Source organism: Mucilaginibacter sediminis (genome assembly GCF_051903035.1).
Lineage (GTDB): Bacteria > Bacteroidota > Bacteroidia > Sphingobacteriales > Sphingobacteriaceae > Mucilaginibacter.
The window spans coordinates 5745048-5769418 of record NZ_CP170602.1 but is presented as its reverse complement, the minus strand read 5'-3'; the positions used below and the strand labels follow the sequence as shown (position 1 = coordinate 5769418).

The following is a 24371-nucleotide window of genomic DNA, read 5'->3' as shown; positions in this document are numbered from 1 at the left end:
GAGCTTTAAACCAGGTATAATTCTCTCTCGCAGTGCGAATCTAAAGCCTCATTGTTAACGATTGATGAACTAACCTTAACGAAATAATACCAAAAGCTATTCAGCTTATTCTCTTTTTTTGTCTAATGTGCTCGTTTACCTCTTAATCTGCTAAGTGTTTCGAGTGTTATGCCAATGAAAGACGCGATCTGGCTAAGCGAAGCTTTTTGCAAAATGTCAGGATTAGATTTGACAAGTTGTTGGTATCGTTCCTTGGCTGTTAGGGTTCGTAGTAGTATCGATTTTTTTTCACTTTCAATGTAGTACTTTTCAGTAATGATCCGACCGATAAGGTTAAATTCTGTGAATTCTTTATAAAGCGTTTGCAATTGTGCCCAGGTAATAGATTGCAGAGTACTGTCCTCCAATAGTTCGATATTTTCTGCTGCCGGCTTTTGGGTGAAGAAGCTGAATACGGAAATCATGAATTCACCGGTTCCCATAAACCAAGCTGTACATTCTTTGCCGTCGGCAGTATAGTAAAATGCTCTTGCAAATCCTTCCTTGATGAAATAAATTTTTTTTGCTGTCTGGCCTTCCTGCAATAGTTGGTACTTTTTAGGAAAGCGTTCCTCTTTTAAATATTCTTTCAGCCGGATTTTAACGGCATCTGATACCGGCGAAATATGATTGACGGTCTGCATGATCAGTTCTGTATCCATCGCTATTAAATATTTAATTTGTTTTTGATAAATGTCAAATCAGAAAAAATACCGATCAATTTACTTTGTATTAAATAATACTTGCTTAATAATTAACATTTGGTTTTGTTTTTTATTGTGTGGGTGTTTAATAAGTGGTCGCCTATGGATGAATATTTACTCATTATTCTTTTCGGGTGAGAGTTAACACCCCGGTATACAGGGGCCGAAAGGATACTCATTTTAATTCTCAGTTTTATGTTATTAGATGTATGTGAACGGGCTTATGAAAGCATGGAGGCAGCTTTACAAATACTGGCAGAGGAAACCATGTCTTCCCACGAAAGATTGATAAAAGCTCTAGGTATCATCCGTAATTCTCTTCATTTCTTATCAGATCATTTGTATAAGTATCCAATTGCGTCGGGTGAAGAGGCTATTATTTACTGCAAGTCTGTATTGCCAAAATTTTACGCCTGGTCTATTTATCATCATGAATGGTACCTAATGAATACAACACGGCCCTGTACCACGCAAAAAAAAATGAAAGCTTTTTGGCTTGATGAATTACGTATGCTTGGCCGTTTAACCGCAAGATACCCCTTACACCATAGCTATTATAAAAACTGCGGAACTGAACTGGACAAATTATTTTTTATAAAAAATGCTGACGCCGGTAGTTTAGCGCCTGACATCCCGGAATTTGATCAAATCTTTCCTACCACGTGTGGTTACTTGTTTGCGAAGTTCAGAGCCTACGAAATGTTGAGCATAGCGGTCAAGAACATCTTAGATAAAAGTAGTGGCACGGTTGATATTCCGCTACCAAAACAAAGACAGGCCCGCAAAATGCGCTGGACGGGAGATAGTATCAACCTGGCTGAACTGGCTTATGGAATCTATGAAACGAAACAGGTCAACGATGGCAATGCAACACTATCGGAAATCTTCGAATGGATGGAAGAGTCATTGCACATCAGGATCGGCAGGCCTACGCGGCGGTTCGAAGAAATAGAACGCAGAAAAAAGATCAGCCCTACTGATTTTTTAGACAGGATGCGGTGGGAAATCATTGCAAGGATCGACCGTAAAAACGTCTATGATGCCGAAGCGGAGGAAGAAAAACGCGCACGTAAGGAACGGCGTGCAAAGGCGGCAGCTAAGTCGAGACACAAACAAGATGAAAACAGCAATAATTTAAACACTGGTAATCAATGACTTATTTTGAATCCTTAGGGTGACACCATCTAAGTCCCCTAACCAGTTTTGACAATTACCCCACTTTTGAAATGTCATCCCGGTACAATGTCGTGCCGGGTTAAAAACAAAATATTTTATGTTACAATTATTCACATGGCAACAATTCCTGATTGCCGCATGGGTGTTCAGCCTGATCTGGCTGGTGGTCATTTTACTGCTCTTTTACCGTAAAGAGGTCTTCGCTTTTTTGTCCGGTAGTAAGCCTAAAGTCGACCCTTTAAAACATGCCTGGCAGGACGATTTTGAAGAAGGCCCCGACGACCTGATGGGCAAGGTTGCCGAACCTGATGGGGTAAGCGTGGTCAATCAAAACCATTTCAGTTTCCTTCCTCCTGAAACATTTGACGCAGCACAGGTTGCTGACGATGCCGGTCAGGCTGCCGAAGTGTTGCAAACGGATCTGTTCGACCTGATGGAAGACGTTAAACAGCTGTTTGATTCGAAGGAACTGGATAAAACTGATTTAATTGAAGCGGTTAATGCTGAGGTACGCCGGTACCCGCGGTTGCGGAAAAGTAACCTATTGGAAACCTTTTACCTGATGGTGGCCGATCAGGTGAACGAATCCGCCACGCTGGATTTCGAGGTTACCGCGACAGAGCTGAAAGGCGCACTTTAACGGGGTGCTTTTGAGCAAGTAAGGTTTGGTTTCAAATCCTTGACGAGAAAATGGGCCGCATGGTGCGGCCTGCAAGGAAACGAAAACAAAATTTATTCTGCATGAAAAAAATCTTTAAGAAAGCGGACAAAAAAGTCTTGGCGAAATGGTGGCTGTTATCGATGACGCTTTGCGTGTACAATATGCTTTGCAGCATATCAGTTTACGCGGCCGACGGTTCAGCTGGGATCGATGAAGCGACAAATAAGGTCAAAGGGTATTTTGAATCGGGCTGTAACTTGATGTATGCCATCGGTGCAGTCGTCGGTTTGGTTGGGGCAGTAAAAGTCTTCAATAAATGGAATGCCGGGGAACCTGATACCAACAAGGTGGCAGCGGCATGGTTCGGCTCCTGTATCTTTTTAGTGGTGGTGGCAACGGTACTAAAATCCTTTTTCGGGATATAAAGCCGGTTTAAAAAATTAACTGGATCAGGACGGGCAAAGCGCAAAGCCTGCAAAAAGAATGGCAAGATCGCTTTGCTCGTACCTGGTCCTTAAACAACAGAAATTATGAGTTCAGTATATCAAATAAACAAAGGTATCAATAAACCAATTGAGTTTAAGGGGCTGTACGGTCAATACATAGGCTGGCTTGCCGGGGGCCTGGTGGTTTTGTTGTTGACCTTCGTGGCTTTATATCTTTTGGGTGCTGGGTTGCTTATTACCGTTCCGCTGGTATTTGCGTTGGGCGGTGTATTGATATTTAGCGTATTCCGCTTATCAAAACGCTTTGGTGTGCATGGTTTAGGGAAATTCTTTGCAAAACGCGGGCTGCCAACCTATGTCCGGTTTAAGTCGAGGCGGGTATTTACGACATTAAAAACGTCGGGAAAGGCTGCTGTATGATCGATATCGAGAAAATATTGCCCATTTGGAAAGTAGAGAACGGTACGATGATTTCCATGCAGGGGGACCGGACAATTGGCTATGAATTGAACTTGCCGGAGTTCGGTACACAGGCAGCTCAGGACTTTGAAGCCGGGCACCAGGCATTTGTTAAAGCGATGCGAGGATTTTTACCGGGCACCATATTTCATAAATTGGATTGGTTCACCACGGCGAAAGTAAAAGCGGACGGCAAAAGAGCAGCCGAAAGTATGTTGGGCGCGGCAGCAGAAAAGCATTTTGCCGGCAGGCCATATTTAGACCACCGGTGTTATATCTTTTTGACCTTACAGCCTCTGGGCCGCAAGCTATCCAGTTCAGCCTATTCCAATATCCTACGAAAATCCATCGCCCCGGTGGAATTGAAAGACGAGCGCCTGTTTCAAAACTTTATGTCTACCTGCGGGCAGTTTGAAAGGATATTGACCGATAGCGGTTTATTTGCTTTAAACCGGCTTACCGATGATGAATTGGCAGGAACGGCGAATAAGGCAGGTATTATTGAGCAATACTGCTTTTTGTTGAACCGGGGACAACAGCCGATTATCCGGGATATCCATATTAAGGACGAGATACGGGTTGGCGATAAGCATGTGGAATTATACACACTGGCCGATGCGGAAGATCTGCCTCCACTTTGCGGCAGCCGGATCAATTATGATAAATATTCTACTGACCGGACAAAATACAGTATTGGCTTTGCTTCACCATTGGGCCAGTTTTTGGATTGTGACCATATCTACAACCAGTTCGTGTTTATTGGCGATACGCAGAAAACCATTAAACTATTAGAGGCGAAGAAGCTACGGTTACAATCGCTTTCCGCTTACTCCCGAGAAAACGCCATATCCCGTGATGCTTGCAATGATTTTTTAAACGAGGCTATCAGTCAGCAGCGCTTGCCTGTAAAAGCGCACTTTAACGTGCTGGCCTGGTCGGATAATCGGGAAGAACTGGCAGAATTGAAAAACAAGGTTGGTTCGGCGATGGCGCAAATGGACGCAGTATGCAAGCAGGAAACCGACGGAGCACCGCAGGTTTGGTACGCGGGCATGCCCGGCAACGAAGCGGATTTCCCAATGAATGACACGTTTGATACGTTCGCAGAACAGGCCACCTGCTTTTTTAACCTGGAGGGCATGAGCCGGTCGGATGGTTCTGGCTTGCGCTTAGGCGACCGGAGTTATGGCAGGCCGGTACATATCGACCTGTTTAACGCGCCGATGAAGTCAGGCCTGATTACCAACCGGAACCTTTTTGTCTGCGGTTCATCCGGTGCAGGTAAATCGCTTGCAATGAACCACCTGTTGCGCAGCTTATACGAAGAGGGTACCCATTGCGTAACGATTGATATTGGCGGCAGCTATAAAGGGCTTTGTGACCTGGTAGGCGGTTATTACTTCACTTATACCGAGGACAATCCCATCCGCTTTAACCCTTTTTACATTGGTAAGGATGATGTACTTGATGTAGAGAAAAAGGAAAGTTTGAAAACCCTCTTACTCGCTTTATGGAAAAAAGAGAGCAGCGATTATAACCGGTCAGAATACGTGGCCATCTCCGGTGCCATTAACGGCTATTACGAATACCTCGCGGTTAATCATGAGGTGTTCCCCAGCTTCAACTCCTTTTATGATTACCTGATGAGCGAATACCTACAGGTATTGAGGGATGGCGATGTAAAGGAAAAAGATTTTGATTTGGGCAACTTTATGTATGTCTTAAATCCATACTATAAAGGCGGTGAATTTGATTACTTATTGAACGCTACGGAGAACCTTGACTTACTGAATGAACGCTTTATTGTGTTCGAGTTGGACAATATCAAGAGCCATGAAATTCTTTTCCCGGTTGTAACCATCATTATTATGGAAATGTTCATTTCCAAGATGCGCAAGCTAAAAGGTAAGCGCAAGATCCTGGCGATAGATGAAGCCTGGGTTGCCATTGCTAAGTCCGGTATGGCCCATTTTATAAAATTCCTTTATAAAACGATCCGCAAGTTCAACGGGATTGCCGCGCTCATTACCCAGGAGGTAGAAGACCTGATCAGTTCGCCAATCATCAAGGAAACGGTTATTAATCTTTCTGATACCAAGATCCTGCTGGACATGAGGAAGTTCATGAACAAGTTTGACAAGATTCAGGAAGTGTTAGGCTTATCAGATAAGGCCAAAACGATGCTGCTATCGCTCAATAAGTCCAATGAGCCAGGCAAAAACTATCGCGAAATTTTCGTTGACCAGGGCGGGCAATTCATGCATGTTTACCGTAACGAACTCTGTTTAGAGGAGTATTTGGCCTACACCACGGAGGAAAAAGAGAAAATGAAAGTTACGGAATACGCCGTGAGGTTCGACGATATCCGCAAGGGGATCGCCGCCCTCGCGGCTGACATCCGCAGCGGGAAAAGTGTATTGTAATTTTTTTAATCATCAATCATATGAAAACCCCGAAGGGCTCTTCATATCCTTTAAAAAACAAATTATAGACTATGAAAAAGCAATTCAAATCATCATCATTTATCCTTTTAGGCTTAGCTGCCTTATCGTTCAATGCTTGTAAAAGTGGCCTATCATCCGGCGACATAGCGGGGACTTACGTTAACGATGCGCAAAGCGAAGCCAGTATCGCGCATGATACCCTGGTCGTTGAGCAAGGCAAGGAAAATACCTACCTGCTACACCGAAAGACTGGTTTCCAATTGAGCGTAAATGGCAAGCTTGGTAAGCAGCTGCATGAAACCGAGGAATGGACAGCGGTTCTTGACCCTAAAACCAGCATACTCACCGAGAGCAGAAAAGGAAAGGTTATCGCTTTTCCTGACAGTCACAGTATGACCGTCGGTAAACGGCTCTACCGGCGGTTGCATTAACCCAATTATTTACCAATAAGCACCTGCATTTCTTCGGCAGGTGCTTATCAAAACTATATTTCATGAATAAAAAATTAAGAACCTATATGGTTGTATTGCCGCTTAGTGCCATGACTATCCTGGTTGCACTGCCCACGGGGGTCAATGCGCAGGTGGCGATAGCCGAGGTGATCAAAGCGGCAATTAAGAAAGTGATCAAGGCTATTGACCTGAAGATACAGCGTTTGCAGAACAATACGATCTGGTTGCAAAACGCGCAGAAAACCATAGAAAACCAGTTATCCAAATTAAAGCTCAACGAAATTTCGGACTGGACAGAAAAGCAACGGAAGCTATATGCCACCTATTATGATGAGTTGGTGAAAGTAAAGGCGATGCTGGCCACCTACCAGCGGATCAAAGACCTTACAGAAACACAGACCGCCATTGTGAAAGAGTACCATTGGGCAATGGCCTTATTCAACAAGGACAAGCATTTTACGCCGGATGAACTCACGCACATGGAGAGTGTTTACAAGGGGATTTTGGAGGAAAGCATCAAAAACCTTGATCAGATCTTTATCGTGGTGAACTCATTTAAAACGCAGATGAGCGATGCCAAAAGGTTGGAACTGATTAACGGGGCGGCTACCCGAATGGATGCCAATTATAGTGATCTGCGCGAGTTTAATAATCAGAACATTACGCTTAGCGTCCAGCGGTCGAGGTCCCAATTAGAAGTAAAACAAGTCAAGCAAATGTATGAGATCAATTAGTTTAAAGCCGAAAGCTGTCAGCGGAAAGTTTAAAGCTTTTTTATTGGGTTGGTTTTGCTTTTGGCTTTGTATTTTAAGCTTTCAGCCTGCCAATGCGCAGACGTTTGCAGAATGGTGGAGCCAGAGTAGCACACAGAAAAAGTACCTGATCCAGCAAATTGCCGCTTTGCAGGTCTATATCAGTTTCCTCCAAAGTGGGTATAACATCGCTCACACGGGCCTGAATACCATAAAGGATATTACTAATGGTGAATTTCATTTGCATGACCTGTACATCAGTTCGCTCAAACAGGTAAACCCCGTTATTAAAAAGGATAAGCGTATCGATGAAATTGTGGCCATGCAGGAATATATCAGTGAGGCATTTGGCTACATCACTAATAGTTCGGTTCTAAGTGCTGATCATCATGCTTATATCAACTCCGTAAAAGATAAAGTATTTGCCGAATGCGATGGGGATATGGACGAATTGTTATTGGTAATCACATCGGATAAAGTTGAAATGAAAGACGATGAACGAATCGCCCGGCTCAATAAAGTGTACCTGTCCATGCAGGATAAAACAGCTTTCACGCAGCGTTTTTGCAGCCAGGTGAATTTGCTTATCCGTCAACGAAGCGATGAAAATCGAATCTCTAAAACAGTTAAGGAGGTATTATGAAAACAATTAAGAAGATCCTATTTGGATTATCTATGGCTGCCGGTTCATCTGCTTTGACGTACCAGCCTGCGGTTGCCCAGTCAGACGAAATACAGCAATTATTACTCAATGTCGAAAAGTTGGCGCAGTTCAAAAGTATCCTGTCGGACATGAAAAAAGGCTATACCATTTTAAGCAATGGCTACAATTCCGTAAAGAACATTGCCCAGGGTAATTTCTCGCTGCACGAAGCTTTTTTGGATGGTTTGTGGCTGGTCAGCCCCGAGGTTCGCAAGTATGGCCGGATCGCCGATATAATTAATGAGCAGGCCGCTTTAATCGCTGAATACAAATCCGCTTACCGGCGCTTTAATTCGGGCGGAAACTTCTCAGCCTCCGAGCTGGATTATTTGAGTAAGGTTTACGGCCAGCTACTCAAAGAAAGCGGCGCGAATATGGATCAACTGGCTTTGGTGATCACCGCTAATAAACTGCGCATGTCTGATGATGAACGTTTGAAGGCCATTGACCGGATCTATGCTGATACGGATGACAAGCTGGTTTTCCTACGATCCTTTAACAGGCAAACGAGTGTCCTTGATTACCAGCGGCAGCGGGAAAAGATGGATTTGACCGGCATGAAACAGTATTATAACCTTAAATAAAACAAAACCTATGAAAAGATTTCTTAACTCCTCCGCCAGTGGGCGGAGGCTGGGGGGCTTGCTGTTGCTTTTACTATTGCCCTGCTTGTCTCATGCCGAAGGCATCGCCGATACGATTGGCGGGATGCAACCGGTGCTGGATAACGTCTATAACGAGATGATACCACTTTGTGGTAAGCTGATTGGCGTAGCACAGGGACTGGCGGGATTTGGGGCATTATGGTATATCGCTTCCCGGGTATGGCGGCAGATCGCTAATGCCGAGCCCATAGACTTTTATCCTTTGTTACGTCCGTTTGCCTTAGGGCTGGCGATCATTGGTTTTCAATCCCTGGTTATCCCTGTTCTGAATGGTGTTTTGCAGCCGGTGGTTTCTGCAACGGCCGGAATGGTGACCAGTTCCAATGATGCGGTAGCGGCGCTACTCAAAAAGAAAGAGGAAGCAGTAAAGAATAGCGAACAATGGAGAATGTATGTGGGGGAAACAGGCAGCGGTGATGCTGACAAGTGGTATCGTTATACGCACCCAAAAGACCCGAACCGGGAAGATGAAAGCATGTTGGAGGGCTTGGGCAATGATATTAAATTTTGGGCGGATAAGAACTATTACAACTTTCGCAATTCCATCAAGGAATGGCTTTCGGAAGTGTTGCAGGTTTTATTTGCGGCAGCGGCGCTTTGTATCAATACTATCCGCACGTTTTACCTGATTGTCTTAGCCATCTTGGGCCCGCTGGTATTTGGCTTTGCGGTTTACGACGGTTTCCAGCAAACCTTGTCGGTATGGCTCGCCCGCTATGTCAATGTATTTATGTGGCTGCCGGTGGCCAATATCTTCAGTGCGATCCTGGGTAAGATCCAGGAGAACATGCTCAAAATAGATATTAACCAGATCGGTCAGCAGGGTGATACCTTCTTTTCTGTGAATGATACCGCGTACATGATTTTTATGGTTATTGGAATAGTAGGCTATTTCACGGTGCCAAATGTGGCCAATTATATCGTTCATGCCGGTGGCGGCAATGCTTTATTGCAAAAAGTAACGGCTATTATTTCAGGCACGACATCTTCAGTAATGCAATACGGCCAATCTGGCGGCATGGCAGCAGGATCACGTATGGCAAGAGGTGGAATCAATCTGCTATCCGCACCCGGTGATATCGCTGAAGGATACCGCAATGCCGGGCAAGGCAACGATTACCAAAAGGATAAGCTGGCAGGCAAGTAAACAACAGAATTATTAACCATTAAATCATTCCCCCTTCGGGGGGTTAGGGGGCAATTATGTTCAAACAACTCAGAAATATAGATACAGCTTTTCAGCATATCAAACGGTTCAGCCTGTTTTTGATTGGCGCCAATGTACTGACCATGTGTTTCTGTATCTGGAAAAGCTACAGCATCGTGGAGGAAGCACAAAAACGGGTACATATCCTTTACAACGGTAAAGTATTGGAAGCATTGGCATCCGACCGGAAATTAAACCTGCCAGTGGAGCTAAGAGATCATATCAAATCCTTTCACCAATACTTCTTTAACCTGTCGCCCGATGAAAAGGCCATTCAGGCGGGTATCACCAAAGCACTGTATTTAGCAGATGAAAGTGCGAAGCAGGCCTATGATAATTTGCGGGAACAGGGTTACTATAATAACCTGATCTCGGCGAATATCTCGCAGGAAATTACAGTGGACAGTATTAAGGTTGATGTAAACAGTTCGCCTTATAGTTTTACCTGCTATGCTACAGAAAAACTGGTACGTTCAACAAGTACCGTATTCCGCAAACTGGTCACACAGGGACAGGTTAGGGATATTAAAACGCAGACGGATAATAACCCGCATGGCTTTTTGATCCAGCATTGGGAAACCCTGGTTAACACGGACGTAGACCCTAAAGCCGTAAAACAATGAAGCTGTTCCAGAAAAAAGAGCGACCGGTGAGCGCCAGGCAGGAACAGGTCGCAGGCCGGATTGCAGGCAGCATACTCAAATACCAGCGCCGCACAGCGGACTACCTGAACCGCAAAACGGTCCACTTATCGGGTAAAGCAAGGCTTTGCCTGCTCATCCTGTTTTGCGCGGCCTTCGGCAGCTATTGCCTGTTCGTACTTATTCAGGCATTTCAATAACCCAATTATTCACCAATAAAAAACAATAAAACTATTATGACACAAAATCAAAGAGTGGACAGGCGAAAGGTCTTGTTATTCCTGCCACTGTTGTTATTGCCTTTCCTTGCACTCGCCTTTTATGCGCTTGGCGGAGGAAAAGGAATTGATAGCAAGGCTAAAGTAGCTTCTAAAGGCATTAATACCGAACTGCCTGGAGCGCAGTTCAAAAAAACGGGGCCGACCGACAAAATGGATATTTATAACCAGGCGGAGCGCGATTCAGTTAAAAAGGGTAGCAATGCTATTGCGGATGTGGCTGGGCGGTTGGGTTTCAATCCTGCCGATGATCTGCAAACTAAACAGATCAACGAAAAACTGGCGGCTATCAATAAACAGATCGCCGCGCCTGCGGTTCCTGCGCCCACCAGCTATGCGCCGGTGCAGCCATCATCTGCACCGGATGTGTCTGTTTCCAAAGATGTGGCTAAACTGGAAACCCTGATGAAGAACATGCAACAGCAGAACGGCGATGAAGACCCGGAAATGAAGCAGTTAAACGGCATGATGGATAAAATACTTCAAATCCAAAATCCGGAACTGGCGAAGCAAAGCCCCAAAAAGGATGATGTGATTGTGCCCGACAGCATATTTAAAGCGATACCCGCTGTGATCTCCCACGACCAAAAGATTAGCGAGGGTGCGGTTGTCGAATTGCGCTTGCTGGACACAGTGATTGTTAACGGGCAGGTAATACCTAAGAACCACAAGGTGTACGGCCTGGCATCTATCAGTAACCAGCGCCTTAATCTGGAGATCAAAAACATAGGCTTGGGGACTTCGATAGTCCCGGTAAACTTTACCGTGTTCGACGCTAAGGATTCGTTGATCGGTATCAATGCACCAGAGGCGGAATTAGGCGGAGCGGTTGGTACCGGTAGCAGCAATGCCTTGCAAAGTATGCAGTTTCTTTCCATGGATCAATCGTTAGGCGTACAGGCTGCAGGTGCAGGCATTGAGGCTGCCAAAGGCTTGCTTTCCAAAAAAGTAAAACGCATTAAGGTGAAACTTAAATCAGGTTATCCCCTACTTCTGCGGGATAACGCCAGAAAAAATCAACAGTAATTATTCATTTAAAAACGACAATCGATGAATCGTAACAATTTGGAGAATTTAAAGGGCGAATTAAAAGCCCTGGGCTTTGATGAAAAGATCATTAAAGACATGGAAGCTGGTATGGAGAAGAACCTCCCTAATTTCCAGTTAAAAGCGCAATTGCCCGCCGATAGGGGACAGATCGATGCGACCCTGAATTTCAGGCAGTCCGGCCAGTCGGATTACTATTATTTCAACCGCTATGACCTGGCCTGGAGTAAGGCTAAACCACTTGAAAATGATCAGAAATACATTGTCATCTCGCCGGGAGACGATAACAAAAACCGCATGAAAAAATTTGATAGTCCGGTTGAAGCGATTGACTTTTTCAAATCACAAAAAGGGAAAAGCGAACTGGCTATCGGCAAAGCTACCGGCAATGACCTGCCGTTCAAAACTACTTTAGCCACCATGAAAGAAGGTAAAGTTGATTATGTGGCCAAGGATTTTCAAAAGGAATACTACAGCCCTGCTATCAGCAACCATTTCTATGTGGAAAAAGGTGCGGGATTCCCGGTTAACCAGGCTGCCAATCTTTTACAGGGCCGTTCAGTTTATCGTGAGGATCTGGTCAATCGTGCCGGCGAGCAGTACAAAGCGTGGTCAACATTCCTGTTTGACAAGCCTAAAGATAAATACGGCAATTACGAGGTTAAGCAGTTCAGCGAAGGCTGGGGCTATGACGTCAAAAAAGCCATAGAAGAATATAAGATCAAGCTGGATGCCGATCCTAAAAAACAGGAACAGTTAGTTGCCGACCTGAAAAACGGTAACCGTCCGGTGGTAACTGTAGAGGGCAAAGACGGCAAGGATGTTAAACTGCGCATCGAAGCGGTTCCACGTTACGGCAACCTTAACTTTTACCAGGTTAACAATGGCGCGCCTGAAAAACGCGAGGACTTTTTAAAGGTGCCAAAGCAGGAAAAAGCACAATCCAAAAGCAATGCCAAAGAACAGGCACAAGGCCAGGAAATGGGTATTTAGCCCTTTCATTTTGACAGTAATTAACCCATTTATACACCATTTATTAAGACATTAAAACTTATGAACGCATTTGAAAAATTAAAAGCATTAGTAGAGGGAACAGAAAAAGACGCCGGTTCATTTTACCTGAAAGGTAATAAAGCGGCTGGCGTGCGATTGCGCAAAGCTTTACAGGATATAAAAGCAATTGCGCAAGAGGGCCGAAACGAGGTTTCGGAATTGAAACGCAGGGCATAAACAATTTTGTCCAGACAAACAGGCTGTCAGTTACTGACGGCCTGTTTGTTTTTTCAGGTAGTTGCTGTATTTTCTGCCGGATAGAAAGCCGGGGATTCCGGTTCAACCCCTTTTTCTATTTCTACGCGCTGGTCACTATACTGAAACGCAATCTTATTTTCATAGCCGGGCTCAAATTCATATTCCAGTTCTTTTGCAAGCGCCTCGAATTTATCGGGAGACAAATACCATTTCAGGTAAAAGCCGGGGCTTAAAAACATGGCGTGTAATTGATAAGGATTGATTGGCTTATAATCGCCTTCAGCTTTGTCCAATTGGTTCCAGCTATCGAGAAATTCATACAATTCTGTCTTTTTCATAATTTGTTTTTTAGATGGTTAATGGTCTATTTTGAGGATAGTTCTTCGTACTTTACTGATTGAGACTTTCTGCCATCTTAAAGACAAAACGATAGTATGCTAAGCTGCCTTTCAGTTTTAAACGGGCTATGACGTAATCGTATTGCAGGTCCATTAACGTGCCGGAAAGTAAACTCACTATGCTTTCACCGATGCCCATATCTTCCATTTCGGCCAGCAATTCTTCCTGCGCCATCTTATCCATTACGACCTGGTAGTCTTTCTTTAAATCCCAACCGGCCTGGCATATCTTAAAATCAGCAAAAGTTTCGTATGGTGACATGTCAATATTCATCTCCTCCGCAAATATTTCACCGATCCGGTTGACTTCGTTTTCGTCATGCCCGGCCTTGATACAGATGTCCGCAATAACATGCACATAGCTTAGGAAAGCATTTATACTGCCATTCCAGCCGGGCTTCCAATGTTTAGCCTTAAAATATTCATCAGGAAGGATACTTCCCCTTGTTCTGGCCCGTGCCTTAATAAGATCGATGGCAATTCCAGATAGCATTTTGGTTTCCTCGTTGCCGGTATCCCATTGTCCGAATATTGCCGGTATGGATAGAATTGTCCCGGATGCGCAGAGCGCGTCCAGGAGTTGTGCTACATCTTCGGGGGCATTGGCACCACACAATTCCTGTATGACCATAAACTCTTTTTCCTCCTGTTCACGTCCAGACAGCCCGCCTGCCAACATTGCACTGGTGACCTTTAAAATGTGTTCATTCATAACTGTAGATTGAATTATACGAATTTAAAGAAAATGTTTAATGACGAACAGTGGTAAAAGGGTGGTAAATAGGTATACTACCCTTTTCGATGGTTAAAGACAGCGGTTCCAGCCGCTTCATCACGTACCTCCATTCAGCAGCTTCACCGCTTTTTAAAAGCGCTTACATTTTGGGCGTCGCTATCGCATAGCTCAAACCGCAAGCACTTTCTCCCTTCCACCTATAAAGCATTTTTAAAGACTGATCAAGCTGTAATTAGGCTGTTTGAGCAACAAATTTCTGATCCGCGTGGCTTCCAGTCAAGGCCAGGCCCTGCGGGTTTTGGAAAAAAAATCTCCACACCTCGCTACGCTCGGGTAGTATTTTTTTTCCAAAAGCCTTGCCTGTTATCCCCGCTCAATCAGGACAGGTGCTCAACAAAAAGCCAGAAATGGCTCCTGCCGAAAGGTAGTACGCAGGACGGAAAATTTAAAATCTAAAAAAATGGAAACTAATGCAAAAAACAACAACGGTGCAGTTAAGGGAATTAACACCGTTAAAGCGGACAAGGTGGAAAAATTTGTTGCGGGCAATCCTGTTAACAAAGTATCAACAGGTGCGGACAAAGAAGAAGTAACGCCGCTACAGGAACAACAAAGCCCTGCCAAAGAAGTAACGTCCGTGCCACAGGCGCAACCGCCAGCCGGGCCGGTAAAGGCGGAAGCCAAACCCGAAAAACCGGTATTGAATTTAGACGGCACGTTGGAACTGGTTAAAATCCTGCATAAACGTATGGTGCAACGTGATAACCTTCTGAATACCATTAATACTTTAGAAGCCTTTGAGGTAGACATTGAAAAAGATGCCGAAGAATTGGGCGGTAATTATTACCAGGGCTGCAAACTGACTATTGAGGATGATGCCAACCACAAATTTGTAACGAAGAACCCTGTAATTATTGAATCGGTTGCGCAGTATGTAAACAGCCTTTGCGTGAATAAACTGGCAGAAATCGAGGCGGGTATCACTATCCCACAGGCTTAAAAATGGAAACGCCCCCTTTACCCAAAACATTAAAAGGGGGCGTCATTTAAGACTTTCCTAATCTTAATCTATGGCAATGTTAGAAATATTTATCGAGATAACCAACCAACTATTTTGGGAGGGTTATGCAGAACAATTAGCTAAGGAAAACCCCGCAGGTTTTCAATTCGAACTGGCACAATTTGCAAACGATTATAACTTATAAAATCATGTACGATACCATTTTCTTACTGGTCAAAGCGACCATACAAACCAAGCATAAGAATGTACACGAGGCTATTACCGAGATACAGCAAACGGCCACCTGTACCATCAGCAACACCAAAAAGGTAAAAATACACGAACTGAAATTTATGGACTATAAACTAAAATCTTAAACATCATGGCACACGATATTAATTTCAATGAACAAACAGGTAAACACAGCTTTTTTTCAGTTAAGGAAAAAGCGTGGCACGGATTGGGGCAGATCATCAGCGATTACCCCACCAGTGCGGAAGCAATCAAACACGCCTGTTTAGACTATCATGTAGAGAAACGACCTTTATTTACTTATGATACGGCAAACCACAACGGCGACCCTGAAACGGATATTATTATTCCCGAAATAGAAGTACCGAATTTTTACGCTACCGTGCGCACCGATACCGAGCAGGTTTTGGGCGTAGTCGGTAATGATTACCAAATCCTGCAGAACGTTAACGCCTTTACTTTTTTTGATGCTATTATAGGGGGTAAGGACGGCATTTTATACGAAACCGCAGGCGCTTTATCGAATGGCTCTAAGATTTTCATAACGGCAAAATTGCCTGATTATATCCGAGTCGGACGTAACGATTGCGTGGAAAAATACCTTTTTCTTTCAACTTCGCATGATGGTTTGGGGAGTATTCAAATTGCATTTACACCAATAAGAATTGTTTGCGCCAACACGCTTAACGCTGCTTTGCGCAACCATACCAACTGCATTAAAATACGTCATACCACAAGTGCGAACGATAAGCTAAAGGAAGCGCATAAAATGTTAGGTATCGCAAACAGTTTAGCGGACGAATTGGAGGCGATTTATAACCGTTGGTCAAGGATGCGGATCACTGACAGGGAAGTTAAAAAACTGATTCAACTTGCAATGGCGCCAAGCAAAGAGGTATTAACCAACGTGCAAAACGGCGCTAACGATGAATTATCAAGCCATTTTAACAACATGGTGGATAATGTTTTTCAATATGCCATGATCAGCCCGACCCAACAGGAAGATACCACTAAAGGAACGGTGTTTGGGGCTTTTAACGCGGTTACCGGGTATTTTCAGAACGTCCGCAATTTTAAGAACGACGAAGCCAAATTTAAATCCATCATGTATGGTACAGGATTACAAAGAAGCCAATCAGCTTTCGACCTGTGCCATGAATTTACACAGCACGGGGCAGATGCTTTATTATTCAATTAATCCTTAACGGGGGGGGGATTTTGTCCCCCTGTATTTACATCATTAATTAATACCCATTCTTATGAAATCCATTAATCAGTATAGGAACATCGAAAAAGCGAGAACCTTACACCAACTTTTCCCCAATGAAATGAAAGGTTTTATTGCATTTGCTAAAGCACACGCAGAAGAAACCATTGAGCAAAAGGATAAGTTAGCCGAAAATTGGGATAGCCAACCCTTTCAATTTAATTTTTGGCTACAACTTGCCGAAGAGGTCGCCAAGAAAACAAAATTCTATAACCGTAAACTGGTAACTAACAGTAAATTGTTTTCAGAGCAATTGTTTGATGGCTATTTAGCGATATACACCAATAATTGTTTTGACCTCTACGCCAAACATCCCGATTGTCCCGCAAAATTTAAACAGGCTATTGTCTTATTCATCCTGCCTTAATCGCCCGTAGCCCCCGAAAAGGGGGCTAATCTTAACCCTAATTCTAAGATAATGACACAATTATTTTTGCATATCAATTTTTCAAACCATTACGGTATCATTCTTTTAATAATCGGCTTGTTTATCCGCTATCAAATCGTACGGCGCAGGTTTAACCGCCGTAGTATGGCAGCGGTTCAAATCTTCAGCAGTTACTTAAAGGGTTTACTAACCACTATTATAGAAACGCTGGTAAATTTGTTAGGTGCGCTGCTTATAGTCGTGGGGTTAATCAGCATCATTATGCATTTATAGTCGCTTATACCAATTGCTCTATAGCTTTAAACAACCGCTAAAATCGTCAAAAATCCCGGGCGGCCCTTACGGGCATTAAGACCATTTAAAACCTTATCTTTAGAGTTGTAAGCCATCTTTTTAATTCATGGAACAACCGAACCAAACCGTTCTAATATATTCACTGTTTTATGGCCATGCCGTTCCGGCAAAAAGCCTGGATCTCCTTTCAGGATTGGATCGGGATGAAATACTAAAGTTTCTGATCAAATTGAAAACCGCAGTATCAAGGATAAATCCATTCCTTCTTCATTTCACACTCCAGCCTTTACGACGCAAATTAGCCTCCCGCCACAAACCCCAAAAAGCATTGCCTCGTCACCTCGGCATCCTTTTCAGATATATTGATATCTGTAACTTAATAAAAAGGGGGAAATATATGCCCAATATTTTATTGGGTATTATATCACCTATAATAATTTTTTATCTTAGGCAAAACCTAAATCATGGAAGATCAAATAACACCTAGCAACCAACTCCGGAACCTACCCCAAAAAAGAAAATTTGGGCTAATATTACATTGCCGGTTATAATATCGGTATTTGCCCTATTTGTAAGTGGTTACAACCTCTATTTAAGCAATTTTGTAGTAGAGGACAACCTCACTGCGCGAATTGTTCAGGTTGGAAAAATGGGTGATAACTTACAGGTGGATACTGGTTATATCCAAATTGGCTTTATAAATTCAGGGAATAGGGATTGTATGATTACGAGGCTTCAATACAGTTTTGTAGCTAAAGAAAGCTCTGCTAAAAATGATTATTTATGGAGAGATGCTAGCGGAAGTATTGAATTGCCTATGGTGCTGCAAGCATGCCATATGGCGACGTTGAAGTTTAAAATCCCTATGGATTTAATTTATATGGTCTACTTATCCAGGAACAAGATGAAGGAAACAAATAGACCAATTATTAACTATGTTGAATTATCGTATGACGCTATCGATTCAAAAGGTAAATATCATAATATATCAACCCCGCGCGAGTTTATCATTAAAAATACGGTGACATCGTTGGACACTATTTATCCCATAAAACCAGACCTAAAAGGAAATCAACAATATTCGATTACTACAGTTTTCTAGTATTCAAAATAAGGATTATTGGCGAATTAATTTTAAGCGTTTTAGAAATCCAAGAAATTTGTAATCCACATTTAATGGCTGACACCCACATTTTTCCGGAAGATAGGTTATTTAATTTAACGTTTCTGACATTACAGGAGAGCATTTTTCTAACGATAAGCCCTAATGTTTATTTTTTAGATGGATTTACTACTTTGTTCGCTACAACAAATGATAATCTGGAAGAGCAGCGTATTTTAGAACCAGTTCAGCAGTGTACCGAGCAGTTTCTTTTAGAATTACAGCAGTTTATCGTTTTAAATCAAAAAGAGCTGCCGGTTTTACATCAGGTAGAACATTTTTTCAGGAAATTATTACCTAACAGTTTCTTTTTGATTGTTTTTGGGCAGGTAACCGATACCGCCCTTTATTTTCAATACTACCACCATTTGCGGCGGCTCCATATCAGGGAAGGTCTACCTGTAAATCATGCGCCCGGAGAACTTGATTTTGGCCCAATTCCTTTGATTTATAATATGCATCTTTTTGGCCACCAGCGTCGTAAGATAGGCACCGGGTCTATAGATAAACGAATTTGCCGTTTTTGTGCAGAAACGTTGGGAAATACCAATAGGTATGGTTCGAAAGTTACTTTTCGAAATAAAGCACACGCCTACAGTGAGGCTTTAGGAAATAAATCGGTGGTTCTGACTGAGGAATGCGATGCCTGTAATGATCGTTTTAGTATTACGATAGAACCGGCTGTTATCACCTTTTTTAGTGTCTTCAGGGCAATTTACGGTTTAAAAGGAAAAGACAGTTATAAAAAATTGAGGGGTGAGAATTTTGAATTGTCTGCCGATAATGAACTAATCAAAATAATTTACGATGGTGAATTTAATGATTCCGGTAAAAATGGCTTACCCTTTAACGAACCAGTTGAACTGCGACTAAAGGAAGGTTTTGTGCCACAGGACGTTTATCGTTGTCTCTGCAAATTTGTGCTGAGCGTTGTTCCGCAGATGCAACTCCGGCATTTCAGCCGTACCCTGGATTGGATCAATGGTGATTTTAATGCTGAAAAATTACCATTAATCGCCTTATTGCAGGATAACTCTTTTTTTAAAGAACGGTCAGGTTTATTTTATTACCAAAGAAAAATAAAGGATAAAAGGTTTCCATACCTCGTTGGAGAGTTTCATTACGCGCATATTGTTATGGTTTTTGTGATCCCTTTCTCCGGAAAAGATGAGATCGATTTTTCTGATCAAACCGCCCATCAGGGATTTTGGAAGATTTTCAACCAATTCCGCAAGGATAAAGAATGGATGTTTTTTGAGTTTGATGAAATTATTGTAAAAGACATGGTGATAAACTTCAGTATAAAAAATAGACGGGAAAACGATCAATAATATATTTAAAGAATGGAAATTTACAGTGTAATTTATGAGGGTTATAACAAAAAGCATAACCATTTTGCTAAATGCTTCCTCCTGGTTAAGGCGGAGTTATGCAATGTCGATTACTGTTATGAACGTTCCATCGAATTCGATTATCCCGTATGCTCAGAATTAGAGGTACAGCAAATCACAGAAGATTTTTGCGCCGCGACCGACGACCAGTTATTAGATTCTTTTTATATAGCAAGGGAAACAGGTTGCGCCTTTATTTGCCTTGTTGACCAGTTGCAAAGCAGGCAGGGTTTCGCCAACACGCCACGCTTTGGAGAAATTGATTTTGAACTCCTGCTCACACAAATGGGAGGAAAAAAGATACCCGAGACCACCTCTAAAACTCCGGATTTCTCACTTGATGATATTGTGATTGAATTAAAGGACCTTCAGGAGGAAGGACTATTTGATGACGAAAGGCGCAAAGCTATCATTAAAATCTTTGGTGGTTTGGAGGCACACACGATCAACCTTGATCCAATTGCTGACTATGGCGAATTAACGCCGAAATACCATGCTCAAATCCGGAATACAATTCAAAATCAGGTTAAAAAGGCCTCCAGTCAAATAAAAAGTTATAAAAATCAGCATAATATTAAGTCAGCAGGCATAATCTTATTGAATACGGGAATGTTCAGTCTACCGGATGATCTTTTTAAATCAATGGTCAATCACATATTAATCCACCAAACCAGGACTGTGGAATTTGCATTTGTATTTTCTCAGGTTATGCAATCTAATGGATTCGATACCATTGCTAACTTTTATTGCGATTTCGTTGGTAGTGTACCAGATAGCGTAAAAGCGTTGAAACAAAAAGTTTGGGAACTGATTGAGTTAAAGATGACTGACCTGATGTTCTCTCCCGAAGGCACACCTTCGATAACTTCCCAGCATCCGATTTCATTCTTTGCAGATAACAAAATTTTTTACTGGAATCCTGGTAGACTTCCTGATTCGCGAAGAAACGGATCAGTTTAATGTTTATTTTATATTTTTAATAATGAAATTTTATACCTACACTGAATTCTTGCCACAAATGCAGGAGTTTTTTAAGTGCTATGAACCGCTTGGATTTATAGGGATAGAAAACTTGGCTCCTGTTTCCTTGAAATATCCAAAAGAACGCGAATGCAGATATTGCGGACAGGCTTGGCCTCAGGTGACGTTTGACCAGGATGCACATATAATTTCTCAATTATTGGGTAAAAATAATTTGCTATGCGATTACGAATGTGATAATTGCAATGCGCTGTTTTCAAAGTATGAAAGTGCCTTCGTCAATTGGCTGGGTATTACCCGAACGATTGTAGGTACGCGAAACAGGAAGAACAATATTCCGGAATTTAAATCTGGCTCGGGGAAAATTGTTGCAGCAAACGAGGAATTATTAAATAGAAAAGGAACTAAAATTACCAGCGTATTTGAAAATGATAACGCTATTGTTATTGACCCCAAGGAAGGTACAACTACAATAACTTATTTGAAAAGGTCATATATTCCTTTTAACGTTTTTAGGATATTGTTAAAAATTGCATTTGCATCTTTACAGGAAGATGAGTTAAAAGATTATCAAAAGGTATTGGAAGTATTGGTTAATCCGAAACCTCATCCAGAATTTTTACGTTTTGCTCACGTTCTTTGTTTTCATTTACCCCTTGAACAACAGGCAAAATCGCCATATGGATTTATTTTTCGTAAAAAAGAACCACTTGCCAGAAACCCAAAGCATTTTTTTATTTTTTATTATGCTAACCAAGTTTTTAGTTATCCCTTACCGTTTAGCTTGCCAGATTTGCAGAACGGATGTTACACTAAGATAGAATGTATCTTTCCTCCTCCTTTATTTTTAGAACCAACTATGCCTCAGAGTATAGTTAGTGCGACAATGAAAGCAATGGGCGGTCTGGAATCAGTTAAAGATGATCAGGAGATTGTTGGATTCCAATTTGATCCGGAGGATTTGAAAAATGTGGTATCTATCGATCCGATTACTGGTCAAATAAAGGACACTACCTTTGACCCAACTTCAATCGTAAGTGTATTTTTAATGGATGATGGTAATGAAATTAATTGGACACCTCCAGAATAATAAATTTTTTAAGGCTATAGTTTTATTATTTCGCTAATTATAAATTAGGTATCGAATTTTCTTGTTCATAGAAAAGCATAAATATGCTTGCGAGAGCCACATCTGACAATGGATCGCGGTCTGGTAAATTGGCAAGGTCAAACTCTATTCGTTCAAAATCCTGGTCAGCTGTGAGGTGTTGGTAGATTTGTTTTACATCAATTGATTTTGCAAGATTGTCGTAACTAAGTTTCCCAAAGTCTGATTTAAAGGTTTTTGTTTCAGATCCTCCCCAACTGGTGATAGTAGGAGTAAACACCTTAATGAGGCGGATTGCATTTCCAACATCATCATTAAGAACCGATTCAATGTCTTTCTGTAATCCCGCTGGGTCAAGTTCTTTCCACCAGCTTAAAATACGCCAGGCCTCGGTGTCCGGCAGTATCTCAAAAAAGTTATGTCCGGTAAATAGTGATTGAAACCGTTCAACTAAAAATGATTTCATGGCCGTTTGCTCATCTGTGGATAAAATGTCGAACGATGGCTTACCTGAAGTGTAAAACAATCGGTAAACAACCTCCATAACGAAAGGAAAATCTTTAGCCTCAGTAAAAATTAGTTTGGTATGGCTGGCGCGTTCATCTGATGGTAGATTATGAATCAGTTGCGTAACGATTTTGGCACCCTCCGCCTGTGTGGTAAATAGGCTAAATGCACCAGCCTCAACCGGGAGATCCCTACTCTGCCTGGCGATCAATAAAGAAAGGTTTTTCGATTGTGACACACTAAAGTCCTTTTCCCAGATTCTTAATTTAAAAACTACATCAGCAACATCATTGGTTAGAAAAAATCCCTCTAGGCTATCTCCGGTGGCCTCCGTTTCAAGCACTGTTAAAAATTGCTCAAATTGCACATCTGAAATTTCGTCTTCTTGTACTGCGTAAGTAAAATATCTATCAAAATACTTTCCGGAACAAACTCTCATTTCCTTATACCATTTCATCAGGCTATCATTAGTGTAACCATGTTTGCCGGTCATGTAACGGTATTGTGGAAACAGTGCTTGCCAGATAGATTTAACAGCTTCGCGATCTTTTTCCGGTTGACTGGTTAAGAAACCGTTAATAACCTGTAGGGCCTGCTCTTTGGTATTGCCTTTGTAAAATGACCTGTGGCTTTCGTTTAAAGAGTCTGCCAGAAGGAACGCCGAATGGTGCCGCGTGAAATCATAGGATGCCGGGAATAAAATTTTCAGTCCCTCTACAAGCATCAGGTCGGCGGGATTTACTTCCCCCAATAACATCGGAAGGGCAAAGTGAACGGCATTGGCATAACGTGTGGCAAGCCTGGGGTTGTCTATATATGGCAAAAAATGTTCGTCAAACACATCCCGGAATTTGCTGACCTCTTTTTGTTTAAATTGAACCTTTAATTCCTTTAACACTTGATCTAACATGTCAATGGTGTATTTTTTTAGTGCTTTCCTGGTTGCTTTTGGAATTTTCAGAGGGAGTTGTATGATCTTCTCCAAAAACTGATATCCATGCTTTTGATGCATATTACCATACTGGGGGGCAAGTGCAGTCGCTATTAACTCATCATCAAAAGCAAGAATATAGCAGCTGTTCGGAAAGTCCCCAACCAATTTTACGAGCTTGAAAATGTATTGAATTTCTTTGACGTCTAAACGGTCGATGTCATCAACGCAAATCACCAGTCGCTTTCCAGTATCGCGGATCATTTCATCCACCCGCGATTTTAATTTTTCGGCTGATACTTCCTGCAATTTTTCGCCGATCTGTTTAAATCCATCAAGAGGAACGCCGAGGTATTTAGTTACCGAGCCTATAACTTCACCGTATTCTTTTAATGCCTTGCCAATCTTTTCCTTATCTGAGCTAAGGGTTTCTCCGAGTTCGAAGGCAACACTTGTCAAAAATGATTTAATTAACTGTTCCTGATCACTAAATAGCCACGGATTAAAATTGACAATAACAGTTTCTTTAGGGAGTTCTGCTTTTATAAAATTCATAACCGAGGTTTTACCCTCCCCCCATTTTCCATAAAGCCCAACAACAAGGGATTGATTGAGTTGGCTGTGTTGTATAATACCTGCGATTCGTTTCGCAAAATCATAACGTTTAAATCGATCTTGCTCCGCACTGATTTTAGGTTGGTCTGTATCTATGGCTGCCATATTGTTTTGTTAAATCAAATCTAACGTTTCAAGATGACTTGATGACGTTTGAAGAACTTATAAGACATAACCCAACAAAAAAAGTGATTGCCATTGATTTATAAGAAACTAGACAGCGGTGTCAATTGCCTTCTACGCCTTAAAATGCCCCGATACCCACAATTCCCCCAAATTGGAAATTCCGTCATACTTGACCAGGCTGTTCCGTGCGAATTAGATCAATGAGTTGTGTTGTTGAATAATAGTTTCAAAAATTTTAAATCAGCTATTTAACATGGTCAAAGTGTAACGGAACACACTGAACTCTTTTT

At 42.2% G+C, this 24371-nt stretch carries 28 protein-coding genes; 24 read left to right on the top strand and 4 right to left on the bottom strand.

Annotated elements, in window-relative coordinates:
* Positions 1 to 122 precede the first annotated feature (122 nt).
* Positions 123 to 701 carry a Crp/Fnr family transcriptional regulator gene (locus ACFGVS_RS23840; RefSeq protein ID WP_439695867.1) on the bottom strand — a complete coding sequence of 193 codons (579 nt, stop codon included), beginning with the start codon at positions 699 to 701 and terminating at the stop codon, positions 123 to 125.
* A 237-nt stretch (positions 702 to 938) separates the two neighbouring features.
* On the opposite strand from ACFGVS_RS23840, the gene ACFGVS_RS23835 reads away from it, so the two are divergent.
* The 15 genes from ACFGVS_RS23835 to ACFGVS_RS23765 all read left to right on the top strand — a co-directional run bounded on the left by ACFGVS_RS23835 (position 939) and on the right by ACFGVS_RS23765 (position 12904).
* Positions 939 to 1898, top strand: coding sequence for an RteC domain-containing protein (locus tag ACFGVS_RS23835; RefSeq protein ID WP_439695866.1), 960 nt, complete (start codon positions 939 to 941; stop codon positions 1896 to 1898).
* A gap of 118 nt (positions 1899 to 2016) precedes the next feature.
* Positions 2017 to 2559 (top strand): hypothetical protein, encoded by a 543-nt coding sequence (locus tag ACFGVS_RS23830; RefSeq protein ID WP_439695865.1) that lies wholly within the window; start codon positions 2017 to 2019, stop codon positions 2557 to 2559.
* Between the two features lie 161 nt (positions 2560 to 2720).
* Positions 2721 to 3005: a DUF4134 domain-containing protein gene (locus ACFGVS_RS23825; RefSeq protein ID WP_439699260.1), complete on the top strand. Its 285-nt coding sequence runs from the start codon at positions 2721 to 2723 to the stop codon at positions 3003 to 3005.
* Between the two features lie 105 nt (positions 3006 to 3110).
* On the top strand, positions 3111 to 3446 hold the full coding sequence (locus ACFGVS_RS23820) for a DUF4133 domain-containing protein (protein WP_439695864.1): 336 nt from the start codon (positions 3111 to 3113) through the stop codon (positions 3444 to 3446).
* A complete protein-coding gene (locus tag ACFGVS_RS23815) occupies positions 3443 to 5908 on the top strand; it encodes a TraG family conjugative transposon ATPase (RefSeq protein ID WP_439695863.1) in 2466 nt (821 codons plus the stop codon). The genes ACFGVS_RS23820 and ACFGVS_RS23815 overlap by 4 nt, the downstream gene beginning before the upstream one ends.
* A 71-nt stretch (positions 5909 to 5979) precedes the next feature.
* Positions 5980 to 6360: a hypothetical protein gene (locus ACFGVS_RS23810; protein ID WP_439695862.1), complete on the top strand. Its 381-nt coding sequence runs from the start codon at positions 5980 to 5982 to the stop codon at positions 6358 to 6360.
* Positions 6361 to 6422: 62 nt separating this feature from the next.
* Positions 6423 to 7115: a conjugal transfer protein TraI gene (locus tag ACFGVS_RS23805; protein ID WP_439695861.1), complete on the top strand. Its 693-nt coding sequence runs from the start codon at positions 6423 to 6425 to the stop codon at positions 7113 to 7115.
* Positions 7102 to 7776 carry a hypothetical protein gene (locus tag ACFGVS_RS23800; protein WP_439695860.1) on the top strand — a complete coding sequence of 225 codons (675 nt, stop codon included), beginning with the start codon at positions 7102 to 7104 and terminating at the stop codon, positions 7774 to 7776. The genes ACFGVS_RS23805 and ACFGVS_RS23800 overlap by 14 nt, the downstream gene beginning before the upstream one ends.
* Positions 7773 to 8420: a TerB family tellurite resistance protein gene (locus ACFGVS_RS23795; RefSeq protein ID WP_439695859.1), complete on the top strand. Its 648-nt coding sequence runs from the start codon at positions 7773 to 7775 to the stop codon at positions 8418 to 8420. Before ACFGVS_RS23800 ends, ACFGVS_RS23795 begins: the two co-directional genes overlap by 4 nt.
* Positions 8421 to 8430: 10 nt before the next feature.
* A complete protein-coding gene (gene traJ / locus ACFGVS_RS23790; RefSeq protein WP_439695858.1) occupies positions 8431 to 9648 on the top strand; it encodes a conjugative transposon protein TraJ in 1218 nt (405 codons plus the stop codon).
* 56 nt (positions 9649 to 9704) lie between these two features.
* The gene (gene traK, locus ACFGVS_RS23785) at positions 9705 to 10331 is read left to right on the top strand and encodes a conjugative transposon protein TraK (RefSeq protein WP_439695857.1); all 627 of its coding nucleotides are present in this window, start codon (positions 9705 to 9707) and stop codon (positions 10329 to 10331) included.
* The gene (locus ACFGVS_RS23780) at positions 10328 to 10549 is read left to right on the top strand and encodes a hypothetical protein (protein WP_439695856.1); all 222 of its coding nucleotides are present in this window, start codon (positions 10328 to 10330) and stop codon (positions 10547 to 10549) included. The genes traK and ACFGVS_RS23780 overlap by 4 nt, the downstream gene beginning before the upstream one ends.
* A 36-nt stretch (positions 10550 to 10585) precedes the next feature.
* Positions 10586 to 11653, top strand: coding sequence for a conjugative transposon protein TraM (gene traM, locus ACFGVS_RS23775; RefSeq protein ID WP_439695855.1), 1068 nt, complete (start codon positions 10586 to 10588; stop codon positions 11651 to 11653).
* Between the two features lie 24 nt (positions 11654 to 11677).
* On the top strand, positions 11678 to 12667 hold the full coding sequence (locus ACFGVS_RS23770) for a hypothetical protein (RefSeq protein ID WP_439695854.1): 990 nt from the start codon (positions 11678 to 11680) through the stop codon (positions 12665 to 12667).
* Between the two features lie 60 nt (positions 12668 to 12727).
* Positions 12728 to 12904 carry a histone H1 gene (locus ACFGVS_RS23765; RefSeq protein WP_439695853.1) on the top strand — a complete coding sequence of 59 codons (177 nt, stop codon included), beginning with the start codon at positions 12728 to 12730 and terminating at the stop codon, positions 12902 to 12904.
* Between the two features lie 53 nt (positions 12905 to 12957).
* Here ACFGVS_RS23765 and ACFGVS_RS23760 read toward each other — a convergent pair whose 3' ends face one another.
* The gene (locus ACFGVS_RS23760; RefSeq protein ID WP_439695852.1) at positions 12958 to 13263 is read right to left on the bottom strand and encodes a hypothetical protein; all 306 of its coding nucleotides are present in this window, start codon (positions 13261 to 13263) and stop codon (positions 12958 to 12960) included.
* Positions 13264 to 13315: 52 nt separating this feature from the next.
* Positions 13316 to 14002: a hypothetical protein gene (locus ACFGVS_RS23755; protein ID WP_439695851.1), complete on the bottom strand. Its 687-nt coding sequence runs from the start codon at positions 14000 to 14002 to the stop codon at positions 13316 to 13318.
* Between the two features lie 517 nt (positions 14003 to 14519).
* Here ACFGVS_RS23755 and ACFGVS_RS23750 point away from each other — a divergent pair.
* From ACFGVS_RS23750 to ACFGVS_RS23710, 9 genes are all read left to right on the top strand, one after another.
* Positions 14520 to 15059, top strand: a complete 540-nt coding sequence (locus ACFGVS_RS23750; RefSeq protein WP_439695850.1) for a hypothetical protein — start codon at positions 14520 to 14522, stop codon at positions 15057 to 15059.
* Positions 15060 to 15129: 70 nt separating this feature from the next.
* Positions 15130 to 15264 carry a hypothetical protein gene (locus tag ACFGVS_RS23745; RefSeq protein WP_439695849.1) on the top strand — a complete coding sequence of 45 codons (135 nt, stop codon included), beginning with the start codon at positions 15130 to 15132 and terminating at the stop codon, positions 15262 to 15264.
* A 4-nt stretch (positions 15265 to 15268) separates the two neighbouring features.
* Positions 15269 to 15436, top strand: coding sequence for a hypothetical protein (locus tag ACFGVS_RS23740; protein ID WP_439695848.1), 168 nt, complete (start codon positions 15269 to 15271; stop codon positions 15434 to 15436).
* 5 nt (positions 15437 to 15441) lie between these two features.
* Positions 15442 to 16509, top strand: coding sequence for a DUF932 domain-containing protein (locus tag ACFGVS_RS23735; protein WP_439695847.1), 1068 nt, complete (start codon positions 15442 to 15444; stop codon positions 16507 to 16509).
* A gap of 61 nt (positions 16510 to 16570) precedes the next feature.
* Complete coding sequence (locus ACFGVS_RS23730; RefSeq protein WP_439695846.1) at positions 16571 to 16945, top strand: hypothetical protein; 375 nt, start codon at positions 16571 to 16573, stop codon at positions 16943 to 16945.
* A gap of 853 nt (positions 16946 to 17798) precedes the next feature.
* Positions 17799 to 18362, top strand: a complete 564-nt coding sequence (locus ACFGVS_RS23725) for a hypothetical protein (RefSeq protein WP_439695845.1) — start codon at positions 17799 to 17801, stop codon at positions 18360 to 18362.
* A 74-nt stretch (positions 18363 to 18436) separates the two neighbouring features.
* A complete protein-coding gene (locus ACFGVS_RS23720; RefSeq protein WP_439695844.1) occupies positions 18437 to 19753 on the top strand; it encodes a hypothetical protein in 1317 nt (438 codons plus the stop codon).
* Between the two features lie 12 nt (positions 19754 to 19765).
* Positions 19766 to 20773: a hypothetical protein gene (locus ACFGVS_RS23715; protein WP_439695843.1), complete on the top strand. Its 1008-nt coding sequence runs from the start codon at positions 19766 to 19768 to the stop codon at positions 20771 to 20773.
* 22 nt (positions 20774 to 20795) lie between these two features.
* Positions 20796 to 21884 carry a hypothetical protein gene (locus ACFGVS_RS23710; RefSeq protein WP_439695842.1) on the top strand — a complete coding sequence of 363 codons (1089 nt, stop codon included), beginning with the start codon at positions 20796 to 20798 and terminating at the stop codon, positions 21882 to 21884.
* A gap of 37 nt (positions 21885 to 21921) precedes the next feature.
* Here ACFGVS_RS23710 and ACFGVS_RS23705 read toward each other — a convergent pair whose 3' ends face one another.
* Entirely contained in the window at positions 21922 to 24060 is a 2139-nt protein-coding gene (locus ACFGVS_RS23705) for a KAP family P-loop NTPase fold protein (RefSeq protein ID WP_439695841.1), read from the bottom strand.
* Between the last annotated feature and the right edge of the window lie 311 nt (positions 24061 to 24371).